Source organism: Microbacterium galbinum, assembly GCF_023091225.1.
Taxonomy (GTDB): domain Bacteria; phylum Actinomycetota; class Actinomycetes; order Actinomycetales; family Microbacteriaceae; genus Microbacterium; species Microbacterium galbinum.
Genome location: NZ_JAHWXM010000002.1, coordinates 146863 through 161827 on the forward strand (window position 1 = coordinate 146863; position 14965 = coordinate 161827).

Consider the following 14965-nt stretch of genomic DNA (forward strand, 5'->3'; position numbering starts at 1 on the left):
ATGTCCTCTCCCGTGATCTCCTTCCCCCCGGAGCTGCCCGTCAGCGCGGCCCGGGCGGAGATCGCCGACGCCATCCGCGACCACCAGGTCGTGATCGTGGCCGGTGCCACGGGTTCGGGCAAGACCACGCAGCTCCCCAAGATCGCCCTCGAACTGGGGCGCGAGCGCATCGCGCACACGCAGCCGCGACGTCTCGCCGCCCGCACGATCGCGGAGCGCGTCGCCGAGGAGCTGCAGGTCGAGCTGGGCACCCTCGTCGGCTACAAGGTGCGCTTCACCGACAAGGTGTCCGACGACACCCGCATCGCGTTGATGACCGACGGCATCCTGCTCAACGAGATCCACCGCGATCGGTTGCTCACCCGCTACGACACGATCATCATCGACGAGGCGCACGAGCGCTCCCTCAACGTCGACTTCCTGCTCGGCTACCTCGCGCGCATCCTGCCCGAACGCCCCGACCTCAAGGTGATCATCACCTCGGCGACGATCGACCCCGAGAGCTTCGCGAAGCACTTCTCCGCTCCCGGCCCGGGCGACGACCGAGTGCCGGCGCCGATCATCGAGGTCTCCGGCCGCACCTATCCGGTCGAGATTCGCTACCGCCCGCTGGTCGCCGACGGCGACGACGGCGAGACGGATGCCCCATCATGGGTCCCTGAGCCTGTCGAAGGGCCCGAGGACGAGGTCTCGGCGATCGTCGCGGCGCTCCGCGAACTCGACCGCGAGGAGCCTGGCGACGTGCTGGTCTTCCTCCCCGGCGAAGCCGAGATCCGCGACGCCGCCGACGCCGTGCGGGGCGCGTATTCGAAGGACCGCTCCCCCACCGAGGTGCTCCCCCTGTACGGGCGCCTCTCCGCCGCGGAGCAGCACCGCGTGTTCGAGCGCAGCCGAGTGGCGGGTGTCCGCCGCCGCGTGATCCTCGCGACGAACGTCGCCGAGACGAGCCTCACGGTTCCCGGCATCCGCTATGTGATCGACACCGGCACCGCCCGCATCTCGCGCTACAGCAACCGATCGAAGGTGCAGCGTCTGCCGATCGAGGCGATCTCGCAGGCATCCGCGAACCAACGCTCCGGTCGCGCCGGTCGCACGAGCGATGGCATCGCGATCCGCCTGTACTCGGAGGACGACTTCGCCAAGCGGCCGGAGTTCACCGAGCCCGAGATCCTGCGCACCTCGCTCGCCTCCGTCATCCTGCAGATGCTGTCGCTCGGATTCGGCGACATCTCGGACTTCCCCTTCCTCACCCCGCCCGACTCGCGGGGTGTGAAGGCGGCGTTCGACCTGCTCACCGAACTCGGTGCGGTCGAACCGTCGCGGCGCGACGGGTCCCCGCACCTCACGCGCATCGGCCGCGACATCTCGCGCATGCCGATCGACCCGCGCTTCGCCCGCATGCTGATCGAGGCCGGGCGCCACGGCGTCACCCACGATCTGCTGCCGATCGTGTCGGGCATGACGATCCAAGACGTCCGCGAGCGACCGGAGGAGCGCCGCGAGGAGGCCGACCGGCTGCACGCGCGCTTCGTCGACCCGACCAGCGACTTCATCACCCTGCTCAACCTCTGGAACCACCTGCGCGAACAGCAGCGCGAGCTCGGATCCAGCGCGTTCCGCCGCCTCTGCCGCGCCGAGCACCTGAACTACGTGCGCGTGCGGGAGTGGTTCGACGTGCACCGTCAGCTCAAGACGCTGGTGAAGAGCGCCGAGCCGAAGGGCGACGGCAGCAGCGATCCCGATGCGATCCACCGGGCGATCCTCGCGGGACTCCTCTCGCAGATCGGTGTGCTCGACGAGCGCACCGCCCCCGCCGGCAAGACGCACGCACCCGCGAAGGACAAGGGGCGCCGCATCACCGAGTACCGGGGAGCGCGCGGCATCCGCTTCTCGATCTTCCCGGGGTCGGGTCTGCGCAAGAAGAGCCCGCGCGCGGTCATCGCGGCCGAGATCGTCGAGACCTCGCGCACCTTCGCCCGTACCGTCGCCGCGATCGATCCGGCGTGGGCCGAGCCGCTCGCCGGCGACCTCGCCAAGCGCCAGGTCACCGAGCCGCACTGGTCGAAGGATGCCGGCGCCGCCGTCGCCTACGAGAAGGTGACGCTGTTCGGCCTCGAGATCATTCCGCGCAGGCGCGTGCAGTTCGCGCGCATCGACCGCGCGGCCTCGCGCGAGCTGTTCGTACGGCACGCGCTCGTCGAGGGCGAGTGGGATCCGAGCCGCATCGACAAGCGCGTGAGCGCGTTCTGGCGCAGCAACGCCGAGCTGCGCAAGCGTCTCGAGAAGCTCGAGGAGCGCGAGCGCCGCCGCGACATCCTCGCCGGTGACGAGGCGGTGTTCCGTTTCTACGACGAGCGCATCCCGGCCGAGGTCTTCGACGTGCGGTCGTTCGAGACGTGGTGGCGGGAGGCGCTGACGACGACGCCGAAGCTCCTCGTCATGCGCGAGGCCGACCTGATCGACGACGACGGGCGGGCCTCGCAGAGCGAGTTCCCCACCCGCTGGACGCAGGGCGACCAGGTGCTCGGCCTCGCCTACCGGTTCGAGCCGGGCGCCGCCGATGACGGCGTGAGCGTCGTGGTGCCGCTCGCCCTGCTCGCCCAGATCGAGGACACCGGGTTCGACTGGCAGGTGCCGGGGCTGCGCGCCGAACTCATCACGGGCCTGCTGCGGGCGCTGCCGAAGGCGATCCGGCGTCACGTCGTGCCCGCCGCCGACTGGGCCGACAAGTTCGGCGCCGAGCTCGCGGGCCAGGGACCCGAAGACCACGACGGTCGCCCGAACAGGTCGTTGAAGGAGGCGCTCGCGCGCCTGATCCAGCCCCTCGCGAACCAGCTCGTCTCGGCCGCCGACTTCGAAGACGAGCGGGTGCCCGCTCATCTGCGCATGAACTTCCGTGCGGTCGACGAGCGCGGGCGCGTGGCCGGTTCCCACCGCGACCTCACGACCCTGCAGGCGGAACTCTCCGATCGCGCGCGCAGCAGCGTCGCGCGCTCGATCGCGAAGCCCGAACGCGGGCCGCGCGCACGGGGCGGTTCCGAGGCGGTGGCCGCGGCATCCGCTCGGGGTCCGATCGAGCAGGCGGGTCTCACCGCCTGGACGTTCGGCGACCTTCCCGAGGTGCTCGATACGCGCGTCGCCGGTGGCGTCGTGCGCGGCTACCCGGCGATCGTCGACGAGGGCAAGAGCGTCGCGGTGCGCGTGGAGTCATCGGCGGATGCCGCGGCCGACGCCACCCGTGACGGCGTGCTGCGTCTCGTGCTGCTGGCCGTGCCGTCGCCCTCGTCGTACGTGCAGCAGCACCTCACCAGCCAGGAGAAGCTCGCCCTCGCGGCCTCGCCGTACCCGTCGGCGGCCGCGCTCATCGAGGACTGCCGTGCGGCCGTGGCCCGCAAGGTGATCGACGCTTCGACAGGCTCAGCGACCGGGGGTGTCGGCGTCGTGCGCACCGAGGCAGACTTCGGGCGGGTGCGGGATGCCGTGTCGGCCGCGCTCGTCGACGAGCTGTTCGCATGCGTCTCGCTCGTCGCCCGCATCCTCACGCAGTCGCGCGAGGTCGAGCGCGGCATCAAGTCGCAGAACTCCCTCGCCCTCCTCGGGCCGTTGAACGACATCCGCACGCAGCTCTCGGGGCTTCTGCATCCGGGCTTCGTGTCGGCCGCCGGCGTCGACCGGATCGCGCACTTCCCCCGCTACCTCAGCGGCATGGTCGACCGGTTGAAGACCCTCTCGTCGGAACCCGGCAAGGACCGCACGCGCATGAGCGAGTACGAACGGATGGCGAAGGCCTTCGAGGATGCCGGGGGAACGATCCCGCTCCCCCGCGGTGCCGCTGCGTCGCTCGTCGAGACCCGCTGGCTACTGGAGGAGTACCGGGTGAGCGTGTTCGCCCAGCGCCTCGGCACCGCGCAGCCCGTGTCGCCGCAGCGCATCATGAAGGCCCTCGCGGGGAAGTAGCGCGGGTAGCCTGAGGGCATGGCTCGCGCGATCGTCTACACCGAAATCGGCTCCCCCGACGTCCTCCACCTCACGGAGGTGCCCGATCCCCTCGCCGGTCCCGGCGAGATCGTGGTGCGCATCGAGGCCGCGGGGGTCAACCCGATCGACGCGAAGATCCGCGGCGGACGCCGCCCCTCGCCGCCCATCACCGAACCCCGCCCGGTCGGCTTCGACGGTGCGGGTGTCGTCGATCAGGTCGGCGACGGTGTGGAAGGCTTCGCGGTCGGCGACCGGGTCGCGATCCGCGACGCCCACGGCACCTACGCGTCGGCCCTGCTCGTGCGCCCCGAGCACCTCGCCCTCCTGCCCGACGCGGTGACCGCCGCGGAGGGCGCCGGCATCGGCATCCCCGCCGGCACCGCCTACCAGGTGCTGCGCTCGCTCGCCGTGGGCCCCGACGACGTGCTGCTCGTGCACGCGGGTTCCGGCGCCGTCGGCCAGGCCGCCGTGCAGTTCGCCGTGGCGTGGGGCGCGACCGTGATCGCGACCGCCAGCCCCTCGCGCCACGCGCAGCTGCGCGAGCTCGGCGCGATCCCCGTGGCCTACGGCGACGGCCTGCTCGAACGCGTGCGCGACGCCGCACCGTCCGACGTCACCGTCGTGTTCGACGGCGCCGGCACCGACGAAGCCATCGAGGTGTCACTCGCGCTCGTCGCCGACCGCGACCGCATCGGCACGATCGTGCGCGGACCGGACGCCGCATCATTCGGTATCCGTGCCTTCTCGGGCGGCTCGCCGGTCCCGCTCACCGACGAGGAGCAGGCCTGGCGCGCCGAGGCGCTGCCGAAGACCATCGAACTCCTCGCGAGCGGCGACTTCGTGATCGAGCTCGGACCCGAGCTGCCCCTCGCCGAGGCCGCCCGGGCCCACGAACTCGTCGAGGCGCACGTCGCGGGCAAGATCGTGCTGGTGCCGTAGGGCGCGAGACCTCAGTCGCTCGGCGCGACCGCCCGGCCGATCGAGAGCATCAGGCGGTTCGCCCAGTTGAAGAACGCCGCACCGTGGATGACGTCGGCGATCTCGAGATCGTCGAGCCCCGCCGCGCGCAGCCGCTCCACTTCCGCCACCCCGAAAGCGCTGGGGGTGTCGGTCAGCGCGACGGATGCCGCGACGATCGCGTTCCACCGCTCTCCGAGATCCGCGCCCACGCCCTCATCGAGCAGGAGGTCGACGTCGTCGGGACGCTTGCCGTGGTGCGCCGCGAAGCGGGAATGCACCGAGGCGCAGAACACGCACCCGTTGCGGCGCGAGGCGGCCGTCGCCGCGAGCTCGCGATCCGCGCGCGGCAACCCCTCCGCCACGTTGTAGAAGATGTCGTTGTCGACGAGCGTGCGCGCCTTGAGCACTTCGGGATCACGCGCGAGCAGCCGGAAGTAGTCGTTCTTCGCACGCGCCGCATCGACCAGCCCCTCATAGTGGCGATCGGTCAGCTCCTCGACCGCGAGCGGCGCCAGGTGCGGCGTCCACCCGACGTTCGCGCGCGTGAACGCGTGCGGATGCGGCGAATCGGCGTGGCGCAGCGGGCTGGCCGTGCGGGCGTCGACGGCGGTGGGAGATGTCATGCGAGAACCTTCAATCCGGTGACGACGCGCTGCTGGAACGCGAGGAACGAGACGAGCTGCGAGAGGGTGATGATGCCGTCGGCCGACCACCCCGCCTCGACGAGACGCCCCAGGTCGTCTCCCGAGGCCTCACGCGGGCGCAGCACGAGCAGGTGCGCGTGGGCGAGGGCCGCGGCGAGGCGCTCCCCGAGAGCGGCGACCGCGGCATCCGACGGGGTGTAGCGCGATCCATCGGTGTTCTCGGACTGCAGACCCAGCTCGGTGTACGCGCCGAACGGTCCTGCGACCGCGGCGGACGCGGCCTCGGCGAGCGCGACCGCCGAGCGCTCGGCATCCGCCTCCTGCGCCCGTGCGGCGTAGAACGCCGCCGTCGGGTCGTCGGCGCCGGCGAGAGCCGTCGCGAACGCCGCGACGATCTCGCGCTCGGCCTGCGACACCTCCGCATCCGAGACGGGGGCGAACAGCGCATCGAAGCTCGCCTGCAGCTGATCGCGGGTGACGGGGCGACGGTGCCGCAGAGCGTTCAGCTCCGGCGTCACCCCCACGATCCGGTCGACGACGTCGTGAGTCATTTGTTCTCCTCGAGTGTGTGGGATGTGAGCGTCTGGGACACGGAGTAGCCGAGGGCCGGGGCTACCTCGCCCGCGAAGAGCTCGATCGAGCGCAGCACGTGCTCGTGCGGGGCATCGACGGAATGCACCTGGAAGGCGACCTCGGTCGCCCGGGCGAGGGTGGTGTCGGCGGCGAGCGACTCGGCCACCTGCTCGGGCGTGCCGAGGTGCGTGTCGAGCGCCACGATCAGCTCTTCGAGACTGTCGCCCGGGATCGTCTGCCCCTGCGCCCGGAACCCCTCGGCGGCGCGGCGCAGCCCGACCTCGGCGAAGCGCAGCGCCTCGGCCCGGTCGTCGGCGACGAACACCGTGCGCGACGCCGTGATGCGCGGGGCGACGCCTGTGGGCAGCGCGGCGAGGTAGGTGTCGATGATCGGATCCTGCAGCGCCGACAGCGGCGCGTGCGGCGCTTCCGCCGAGCGCGGCTGCGTGCGCGAGAGCAGCAGCCCGTGCCCGCGGATGCCGGCGCGATGACCGCCGGGAGCCGAGAAGGTCGCCTGCCAGACGCGTTCGGCGAGGGTCGAGGTATCCGGGTAGATGGCGTTGCCCGCACCGACGTCCCGCCCCTCCAGGGCGTCGACCAGAACCTGGAGCTTGCGGTCGTAGGTGGCGGCCTTCGCGCGCACGTCCTCCCCGAAGGGCACGAACGACGACGGGGTGCCGCCGCTGCCGAGCCCGAGATCGACCCGCCCGCCCGAGAGCAGATCGGCGACCGCGGCATCCTCGGCCACCCGCACCGGATCCTCCAGCGGCAGCGTCACCACTCCGGTTCCGAGGCGGATGCGGGCGGTCTGCGCGGCGACGTGCGCGAGGAACACGAGCGGCGAGGGCAGCCCGCCCTCCGCGGCGTGGAAGTGGTGCTGCGCGACCCAGGCGCGGCCGATCCCGTGCCGTTCCGCGTGCTGGATCTGCGCGCTCGCGAGCGCGTACCGCTCGGCCGGTGGCGCATCATCGAGCAGCCGGGTGAAGAAGGCGACGGTGGGAGCGGATGCCGTCATGCGGGCACCTCCGTTCTGCCGGGGACCGCGGCGAGCAGTTCCCGGGTGTAGTCGTGCTGGGGGTCGTGGAAGAGTTCTTCGGTCGCGCCCTCCTCGACGATGCGCCCGTGCCGCATCACCGAGACCGTGTGGCTGATGCGGCGGACCACCGCGAGGTCGTGCGAGATGAAGAGGTAGGTGAGTCCGAGTTCGCTCTGCAGCGAGGCGAGCAGCTCGAGGATGCGGGCCTGCACCGTGACGTCGAGAGCGGAGACCGCCTCATCGAGCACGACGATCTCGGGGTCGATCGCGAGCGCACGGGCGATCGCGACGCGCTGGCGCTGACCGCCCGACAGCTCGCTCGGTCGGCGCTGCGCGAGATCCTGCGGCAGCGACACCCGATCGAGCAGGGCGAGGGCTCGCTCCCGCCGCTCGACACTGCTGCCCACGCGGAAGCTCTGCAGCGGCTCGGCGACGATGTCGACCACCCGCTGCCGCGGATCGAGCGAGGCGAACGGGTTCTGATAGACGAGCTGGATGCGCCGGCGCAGCGCCCGCAGGCGCTCCCGTGATGCATCGGTCACATCCGCACCGTCGACCTCGATCGTGCCGGCGTCCGGTTGCAGGAACCGCGTGACCAGACGCGCGGTCGTGGTCTTGCCCGAGCCGGACTCCCCCACCAGCGCGTGCGTGGTGCCCTTGCGCACCCGGAAGGACACGTCGTCGACCGCGCAGAAGCGCTCGCGCCCCGCCACCCGGAACTCCTTGACCAGGTTCGACGCGACGATCGCATACGGCTTCTCGGCCGCGACCGCCGCCGCATCGCGCAGGAACGGCGGCGCCTCGGGGCGCCGGAAGCCCGTCGTGAACGCGGGGGCGTCGGCGAGGAGCTTGCGGGTGTAGGCATCCGTCGGCGCCTCCAGCACCCGTCCGCTCTCGCCTTGCTCGACGATGCGGCCGTCCTTGAGTACGACGATCCGCTGCGCGCGATCGGCCGCGACACCCAGGTCGTGGGTGACGAGCAGGATGCTGGTGCCCTCCTCCTCGCGCAGTTCGTCGAGCAGGTCGAGCACGCGGCGCTGCACCGTGGCGTCCAGCGCACTCGTCGGCTCATCGGCGATCAGCAGCCGGGGGCGCAGGGCGATCGCCGTCGCGATCAGCACGCGCTGGCGCATGCCGCCGGAGAGCTCGTGCGGGTACTGCTGGGCGCGCAGCGCCGGATCGTCGATGCCGACCCGGTCGAGCAGTTCGATCACCCGCGCGCGGCGGGCCCGGCGATCCCGGTGACCGTGCAGCCGCAGGATCTCCTCGACCTGCGCCCCGATCGGACGCACCGGATCGAGCGAGGTCACCGGATCCTGCGGCACGAGGCCGATCTCCGGACCGCGGAAGCCGCGCAGGGCTCGATCGCTCCAGCCGGCGATCTCGAGTTCGCCGAGGCGCACGTCGCCGCTGTCGACCCGTCCCCCGGCGGGGAGCAGGCCCAGGATCGCGTGCGCGGTCGTCGACTTGCCCGATCCGGACTCACCGACGAGAGCGAGGGTCTCGCCCTCGACGATCTCGAACGAGACGCCGTGGACGACCTCGCGGGCGCCGTAGGAGACCTTCAGATCCTGCACGCTCAACACGCTCATCGGACGTTCCTTCCCAGACGGTGGCTGATCCTGTTGGCGCTGAGCACGACGGCAACGACCACGAGGCCGGGCAGCGCGGTGAGCCACCAGGCGGTCGCGACGTAGTTTCGGCCCTCGGCGATCAGCAGACCCCACTCGGGGGTGGGCGGCGGGGCGCCGTAGCCGAGGAAGCCGAGGGTGGAGATCGCGAGGATCGCGGTGCCGAACTGCAACGCGGCGAGCGCGGCGATCGGGGTGAGCGAGTTGGGCAGCACGTGCCGCCGCAGCACGGTGACGAACGTGCCGCCGCTGCCGTAGGCGGCCTCGACGTACTCGGTGCGCCGCACCCGAGCGACCTCGGCGCGCATGAGCCGCGCGAACGCGGCGACGCTGCCGAGACCCACGGCGATCGCCGCGTTCACGGTGCCGAACCCGAGCAGGATGATCACCGACAGCGAGAGCAGCAGGCCCGGGATCGCGAGGAGCACGTCGACGACCCGCATGAGGATGTCGTCGATCACCCCGCCCAGCGCCCCCGCGACGGCACCGATGAGGGTGCCGAGGGCGAGGCCGACGGTCACCGCGATCAGGGCGCCGGAGAGCGAGTGGACGGCGCCGTGCACGACGCGGCCGAAGAGGTCGCGTCCGAGGGTGTCTGTGCCGAACCAGTGCGCTGCGCTCGGCGGCAGCAGCTTATCGGCGGGCACCGCATCGATCGGGCTGCCCGGCGCGAAGACCCCGGGCACCACGGCCCACAGCACGGCGAGCGCGACGACGAGGAAGGAGAGATACAGCCCCCACGGACGCGCGCGCGGCGACCACCGTCGGCGTCGCCGCGAGGACTCGTCGGCCGCGGCATCCGTCTTCTCGGCTACCTGCCCGATGACGGCGTTCTCTGTGACGGCGCTCTCTGTGCCGATTTTCTCTGTATCGGCGGGCGAGACGGAGACGGTCATGCGGGGACCTCCTGGGTGGTCGGGGAAGGCGCGGCGGGTGCCCGTCGCGCGCGGCCACGGCCCGTGCGTCGCTGCCGCGGATCGATGAGCGGCGTGACGAGGTCGACGGCGAAGCTGATGATGACGAACCCGAGCGCCGACAGCAGCACGACGCCCTGCAGCACCGGGATGTCCTGGTTGGCGACGGCCTGCTCGGTGAGCCGGCCGATGCCCGAGCGGCCGAACACCGTCTCGGTCACGACCGCTCCGCCGACCAGCTCGCCGAACAGCACGCCGGCGATCGTGAGCACCGGCAGAGCGGCGTTGCGGGCCACGGAGCGCGTGAGCACCCACACCGGCGGCGCCCCCTTGGCGCGCACCACCGTGATGAAGGGTTGCGCCTGCACCTGGTCGATCGCGCGCACGAGTACCTGCGCCAGCGGAGCCGAGATCGGCACCGCGAGCGTGAGCACGGGAAGGATCAGGCCGCTCACCGGATCCGCGCCCACGACCGGCACCCAGCCGAGCCCGAACGAGAAGACCTGGATGAGCAGGATGCCGAGCCAGAACACCGGCACCGCGACGAACAGCCCGGGCACCTGCCGCAGACCGTCGCGCAGCCACCCGAACGGTGACAGTGACGACAGTCCCGCGACGAGCACCGCGATCAGCAGCGCGACAACGAGGCCCAGCGAGGCGAGCAGCAGCGTCTGCGGCAGCGCCTCGGCGAGCATCGTCAGCACCGGGGTGCCGAACTGGGTCGAATAGCCGAAGTCCCCCGCGAGGAACCCGAGTCCCGCATGCAGGTACTGCTCCCACCAGGGCAGGTCCGCCCCGTAGGTGGCGCGGATGCTGTCGAGCTGTTCGGGAGAGAGCCCGAGGCTCGGGTCCGAGAACTTGATCAGGATCGCGTCACCCGGCAGCAGTTGCAGCAGGAAGAAGGTGGCCGTGAAGGCCGCGATCAGAACGATCGCGGCCTGCCCGGCTCGTCGGAGGACGAAGGTCATCAGTGCTCCTGCAGCCAGACGCCCGAGAACGTCGGACGTGCGACGGACTCGAAGTCCACGCCCTGCACGTAGGTGGCGGCGCCGTACACCTGCGGCTCCTCGAACAGCGGGATCACGTACGCCTGCTCGGCGATGTAGTCCTGCGCGGCCTCGGTGGCGGCGACGCGCTCGTCGGCGTCGGGCTCGGAGGCGATCGCGAGCAGCAGCGCGTCGAGCTCGGCGTCCTGCGAGATCAGCACGTCGCGGTTCTTCGTGAAGTACTGGCTCTTGATCACGTCGAGATCGGCCCGGCCGACCATCGAGTGGTAGAAGCCGGTCTTGAGCGGGTCGCGCGTGTCTTCGGCGTAGGTGCCGGCGTCGCCGGGCTTGACGGTCAGTTCGACGCCGATCTTCGCGAGCTGCTGGCCGACCAGTTCGAGCGACTGCTTCGACAGCGGCTGCGGCTTGGCTTCGTAGACGGTGATCGACAGGCGCTCGCCGTCCTTCTCGCGGATGCCGTCGGCTCCGGGCTCCCACCCGGCCTCGTCGAGCAGCTCCTCGGCCTTCTCGGGGTCGTACGCGTAGTGCTCCGACTCGTCCTTGTAGCCCAGTGCCTGCGACGAGAGCACCGACGTCGCCACCGGGTAGTTCTCGGTGAAGAGCGTGTCGACGACCTCCTGCGCGTCGACGCCGGCGATGATCGCCTGCCGCACGCGGATGTCTGCGAGCAGCGGATTCTCGGGGCGCAGCGCGATCGAGTTGTTCACGCCGCGGGTCTGCGGGGCGTAGAGCGTGAAACCCGCGGCCTCGACGCGGTCCTCGTCGAACGCCTGCACGTAGCGCACGTAGTCGGCCTGACCCGAGAGCAGCGAGCCGATGCGCACCGAGTCCTCGGGGGTGATGAGCACGTGCACCGCGTCGAGGTAGGGGCGGCCCTGGTTCTCGGCGCTCTCCGGCGCCCACGCGTAGTCCTCGCGCGCGGCGAGCGTGTACTCGGTGCCGAGCTTCTCGTCCGAGACGGTGAAGGGGCCGGCGCCGACGATGTCGGCGGCGTTGCCCGCCCCGAAGTCCTCGATCGTGCCGTCGAGCGTGTCGGACGACAGCAGCCCGGAGTTGATCGTCGAGGTCGCCTGCAGGAATCCGGGCGACGGCGCCGTGAAGCGGAACGTCACGGTGTCGTCGTCGACGACCTCGCTGCTGGCGTAGTTGTTGATCGCCTCGGAGATCGTGAGTCCGCGATCGGCATCGCCGAGGCCGTAGGTGTCGAAGTTCTTCGCCACGACCGCGGCGTCGACCGGGGTGCCGTCCGAGAACGTCACATCGGGCTTGAGGTCGAACGTGTACTCGGTCGCGTCGTCGTTCACGGTCCAGTCGGCCGCGATCCACGGCTCGATCTCGAGCGTTTCCGGGTTCTGCCACGTGAGCCGGGCGGCGATGTTGTTGACGATGCCGCCGTTGGGGTAGAAGCCGGCCTGCGGCGGGTAGAGGTTCGTGTAGGCCTGGTGCTCGAGGTAGGTGAGAGTGCCGCCCTCGACGGGGTCGCCCGCCTCGGTCGGCACGTCGGACGGAGCCTGCGACGAGGAGCAGGCGACGAGGCTCGCCGCGAGGGCGAACGGGAGTGCGAGGGCGGCGACGCGGGTGATGCGACGTGTCATGCGAGGGTCCTCCGGAGGGGTGTGCGGTGCGGGATGGGGTTCACGTTAGGCAGAGCGATCGGTGCCGTGCGGCCGTGCGGTCACGCGTCGACACCGCTCGACACGAGCCGACTCGACCCGACTCGCGGGGTAACACTCAGGCGCTCCCGGAGGGTCGATCCCTCGCGTCCGAGCAGACCGCGGCGGCGCAGTTCGGGGGCCGCGAGACGCGTGAACGCCTCGAACTGCGCCGGCTGGAAGGCCGAGAGCACGTTGAAGCCGTCGGCGGCGCCGGCATCGCGCCACGTCTCGAAGTGGTCGGCGACGGATGCCGCGCTCCCCACCACGAACGCACCGGGAACGGCGTGTGCGGCGACCAGGTGCCGCCAGGTGAGCGAGGTGCCGCGAGCGGACCCGGAGATCTCGAGTCCGGCGATGCGGGCGAGGCGCTCGATCAGCGCCGCTCCCTCCTCGCCCAGTCGCTCGGCCTCGGCGGCGGTCACCGGGGCGTCGAAGGCCGCGGAGCGGAGCGGGTCGTCGGCCGCGACGCCGAGCGCATCCGCGAGGGCGGTGACCGAGCGGTTCACGGGGAAAGCCGGACGAGATCGCTGATGCTCCTCGGCCAGCGGGACGAGCGAGAGCAGCCGCGCCACGATGGCCTGGGCCTCGGCATCCGTCTCCCCGACCACGGGCAGCACCGGGGCGATGACCCGCACGGCCTCCGGCGAACGCCCGGCCTCGGCCGCGAGCAGACGCAGGCCCGTGCGCGTCGCCACCGCATCGGCCAGTGAGGGCGCGGCGATGAGGGCGAGGTCGGCCTCGGTCGCGGCGAGCGCGCGCGAACGCGGCGAGGTGCCCGCGTGCACGATCGGCAGGCGTCCCTGCGGGGGCCGCGCGACATTCAGCGGGCCGGTCACGCGCACGTGCGCCCCCTCGACCCCGGCCTCGCGGAGCCCGTCGGGGTCGATGAGCACACCGCGATCGGCATCCGCGATCCAGGCGTCGGCGCTCCACGAGTCCCACAGCCGGTCGAGCGCCGTGACGAACTCCTCGGCGCGGTCGTAGCGGTTCTCGTTGTCGGCGTGCGCGTCGCGGCCGTGGTTGCCGGCCGCCCGCGGCTCGACGCCGGTGACGAGGTTCACCCCGGCGCGACCGCCGGTGAGCACGTCGAGCGAGGCGAGCGCCCTGGCCGTCGCGTAGGGGTCGGCGTAGGTCGTGTTGACCGTGGCGATCAGCCCGATCCGGGAGGTGACCCCGGCGAGGAAGAGCACCGCGCTCAGCGGGTCGATGCGCGCCAGCAGGTAGGGGTCGCGGAACTCCAGATCCGGACCGGTCGCGAGCCAGTCTCCGAAGAAGAGGTAGTCGAGACCCGCCTCCTCGCCCAGCTCGGCGATGCGTCGGAGCACCGCGGCGTCTCCGGCGGGATCGCGATGGGCGCCGGGGTGGCGCCAGCCGGAGGGATAGGCGCCGAGGGTGCGCACCATGGCGCCGATGATGAGTGGTTCGGTCATGCCCGCCACGGTAGGAGCGCGGATCGCCCCGTGCTCGGTCGGCGAAGCCGCGGGTCACGCGGCGCAACAGACCGACATACGCCCCGCACGTCCGCGGTGTCGCAGGCACCCTCTACGCTGGGGACATGACTGGTCTTCGATGGGGAATCCTCGCGACGGGCGGCATCGCCGGCTCGTTCGCTTCCGACCTGCGCGCCGCTGGTCTCGACCTGGTGGCCGTGGGGTCGCGTTCGCAGGAATCGGCGGATGCCTTCGCCGCCCGCTTCGACATCCCGCACGCCCACCCGTCCTACGAGGCTCTCGTCGCCGATCCCGACGTCGACATCATCTACGTCTCCACCCCGCACCCGATGCACCACGCCAACGCGCGCCTGGCGCTCGAGGCCGGCAAGCACGTGCTCGTCGAGAAGGCCTTCACGCTGAACCAGGCCGAGGCCGCCGACCTGCAGGCCCTCGCCACCGAGCGCGGTCTGCTCGCGACCGAGGCGATGTGGACCCGCTATCTGCCGCACATGATCCGCGCGCGTGAGATCGTCGCCTCCGGCATCCTCGGCGAGGTGCGCTCGGTGAGCGCCGACCACACGCAGCTGCTGCCCTCCGACCCCGAGCACCGTTTGAACGCGCTCGAGCTCGGCGGGGGCGCGCTCCTCGACCTGGCGATCTACCCGATCTCGTTCGTCTGGGACATCCTCGGTGCGCCCACCAGCATCCACAGCGTCGCGCGTCTGATCGAGACCGGTGCCGACGCCGAGGTCGCGACCGTCATGACCCACGAGGGCGGCGCCGTCTCGACCACGCTCTCCTCGTCGCGCACGGCCGGCCCGAACCGCGCGACGATCCTCGGCACGAAGGCCCGCATCGAGATCGATCGCTTCTTCTGGTCGCCGTCGGTGCTGCGCGTCATCGACCCCGAGGGCACGGTGCTCGAGGAGTTCGACGGGCGTCTCGACCCCGAGGCCGGCGGCCGCGGCATGCAGTTCGAGGCTCTCGCCGCCGAACGCCTCGTGCGCGAGGGGAACCTCGCCGGCGACATCCTGCCGCTCGCCGAGTCCGTCGCGATCATGGGCACGCTCGACGAGATCCGCCGTCAGATCGGCGTCCGCTATCCCGGCGAGTCGACCGGCGAGCAGGCCTGAG

At 71.6% G+C, this 14965-nt stretch carries 11 protein-coding genes; 3 read left to right on the top strand and 8 right to left on the bottom strand.

The window, feature by feature from the left end; genetic code table 11:
- Both hrpA and KZC52_RS14775 read left to right on the top strand, forming a co-directional pair.
- Positions 1–3957 (top strand): ATP-dependent RNA helicase HrpA, encoded by a 3957-nt coding sequence (gene hrpA, locus KZC52_RS14770; protein ID WP_247624901.1) that lies wholly within the window; start codon positions 1–3, stop codon positions 3955–3957.
- An 18-nt stretch (positions 3958–3975) separates the two neighbouring features.
- Entirely contained in the window at positions 3976–4917 is a 942-nt protein-coding gene (locus tag KZC52_RS14775) for a quinone oxidoreductase family protein (protein ID WP_247624902.1), read from the top strand.
- Between the two features lie 11 nt (positions 4918–4928).
- On the opposite strand, the gene KZC52_RS14780 is transcribed toward KZC52_RS14775, so the two are convergent.
- From KZC52_RS14780 to KZC52_RS14815, 8 genes are all read right to left on the bottom strand, one after another.
- Positions 4929–5561 carry an alkylhydroperoxidase domain protein gene (locus tag KZC52_RS14780; protein ID WP_247624903.1) on the bottom strand — a complete coding sequence of 211 codons (633 nt, stop codon included), beginning with the start codon at positions 5559–5561 and terminating at the stop codon, positions 4929–4931.
- The gene (locus KZC52_RS14785) at positions 5558–6133 is read right to left on the bottom strand and encodes a CMD domain protein (protein WP_247624904.1); all 576 of its coding nucleotides are present in this window, start codon (positions 6131–6133) and stop codon (positions 5558–5560) included. The genes KZC52_RS14780 and KZC52_RS14785 overlap by 4 nt, the downstream gene beginning before the upstream one ends.
- Positions 6130–7170, bottom strand: a complete 1041-nt coding sequence (locus tag KZC52_RS14790; RefSeq protein ID WP_247624905.1) for a putative FMN-dependent luciferase-like monooxygenase — start codon at positions 7168–7170, stop codon at positions 6130–6132. Before KZC52_RS14790 ends, KZC52_RS14785 begins: the two co-directional genes overlap by 4 nt.
- Positions 7167–8783 (bottom strand): dipeptide ABC transporter ATP-binding protein, encoded by a 1617-nt coding sequence (locus tag KZC52_RS14795; RefSeq protein ID WP_247624906.1) that lies wholly within the window; start codon positions 8781–8783, stop codon positions 7167–7169. Before KZC52_RS14795 ends, KZC52_RS14790 begins: the two co-directional genes overlap by 4 nt.
- On the bottom strand, positions 8780–9718 hold the full coding sequence (locus KZC52_RS14800) for an ABC transporter permease (RefSeq protein ID WP_247624907.1): 939 nt from the start codon (positions 9716–9718) through the stop codon (positions 8780–8782). Before KZC52_RS14800 ends, KZC52_RS14795 begins: the two co-directional genes overlap by 4 nt.
- Positions 9715–10704, bottom strand: coding sequence for an ABC transporter permease (locus KZC52_RS14805; RefSeq protein WP_247624908.1), 990 nt, complete (start codon positions 10702–10704; stop codon positions 9715–9717). The genes KZC52_RS14800 and KZC52_RS14805 overlap by 4 nt, the downstream gene beginning before the upstream one ends.
- The gene (locus KZC52_RS14810) at positions 10704–12338 is read right to left on the bottom strand and encodes a TIGR04028 family ABC transporter substrate-binding protein (protein ID WP_247624909.1); all 1635 of its coding nucleotides are present in this window, start codon (positions 12336–12338) and stop codon (positions 10704–10706) included. The genes KZC52_RS14805 and KZC52_RS14810 overlap by 1 nt, the downstream gene beginning before the upstream one ends.
- Before the next feature lie 80 nt (positions 12339–12418).
- Positions 12419–13828 (bottom strand): NtaA/DmoA family FMN-dependent monooxygenase, encoded by a 1410-nt coding sequence (locus KZC52_RS14815; protein WP_247624910.1) that lies wholly within the window; start codon positions 13826–13828, stop codon positions 12419–12421.
- Between the two features lie 125 nt (positions 13829–13953).
- Here KZC52_RS14815 and KZC52_RS14820 point away from each other — a divergent pair, with 125 nt between their 5' ends.
- Positions 13954–14964 (top strand): Gfo/Idh/MocA family protein, encoded by a 1011-nt coding sequence (locus KZC52_RS14820; RefSeq protein ID WP_247624911.1) that lies wholly within the window; start codon positions 13954–13956, stop codon positions 14962–14964.
- Position 14965 lies beyond the last annotated feature (1 nt).

Coding starts and splice junctions, on each gene's coding strand:
- hrpA (WP_247624901.1), top strand. CDS start 1: ATGTCCTCTCCCGTGATCTCCTTCCCCCCGGAGCTGCCCGTCAGCGCG.
- KZC52_RS14775 (WP_247624902.1), top strand. CDS start 3,976: ATGGCTCGCGCGATCGTCTACACCGAAATCGGCTCCCCCGACGTCCTC.
- KZC52_RS14780 (WP_247624903.1), bottom strand. CDS start 5,561: ATGACATCTCCCACCGCCGTCGACGCCCGCACGGCCAGCCCGCTGCGC.
- KZC52_RS14785 (WP_247624904.1), bottom strand. CDS start 6,133: ATGACTCACGACGTCGTCGACCGGATCGTGGGGGTGACGCCGGAGCTG.
- KZC52_RS14790 (WP_247624905.1), bottom strand. CDS start 7,170: ATGACGGCATCCGCTCCCACCGTCGCCTTCTTCACCCGGCTGCTCGAT.
- KZC52_RS14795 (WP_247624906.1), bottom strand. CDS start 8,783: ATGAGCGTGTTGAGCGTGCAGGATCTGAAGGTCTCCTACGGCGCCCGC.
- KZC52_RS14800 (WP_247624907.1), bottom strand. CDS start 9,718: ATGACCGTCTCCGTCTCGCCCGCCGATACAGAGAAAATCGGCACAGAG.
- KZC52_RS14805 (WP_247624908.1), bottom strand. CDS start 10,704: ATGACCTTCGTCCTCCGACGAGCCGGGCAGGCCGCGATCGTTCTGATC.
- KZC52_RS14810 (WP_247624909.1), bottom strand. CDS start 12,338: ATGACACGTCGCATCACCCGCGTCGCCGCCCTCGCACTCCCGTTCGCC.
- KZC52_RS14815 (WP_247624910.1), bottom strand. CDS start 13,828: ATGACCGAACCACTCATCATCGGCGCCATGGTGCGCACCCTCGGCGCC.
- KZC52_RS14820 (WP_247624911.1), top strand. CDS start 13,954: ATGACTGGTCTTCGATGGGGAATCCTCGCGACGGGCGGCATCGCCGGC.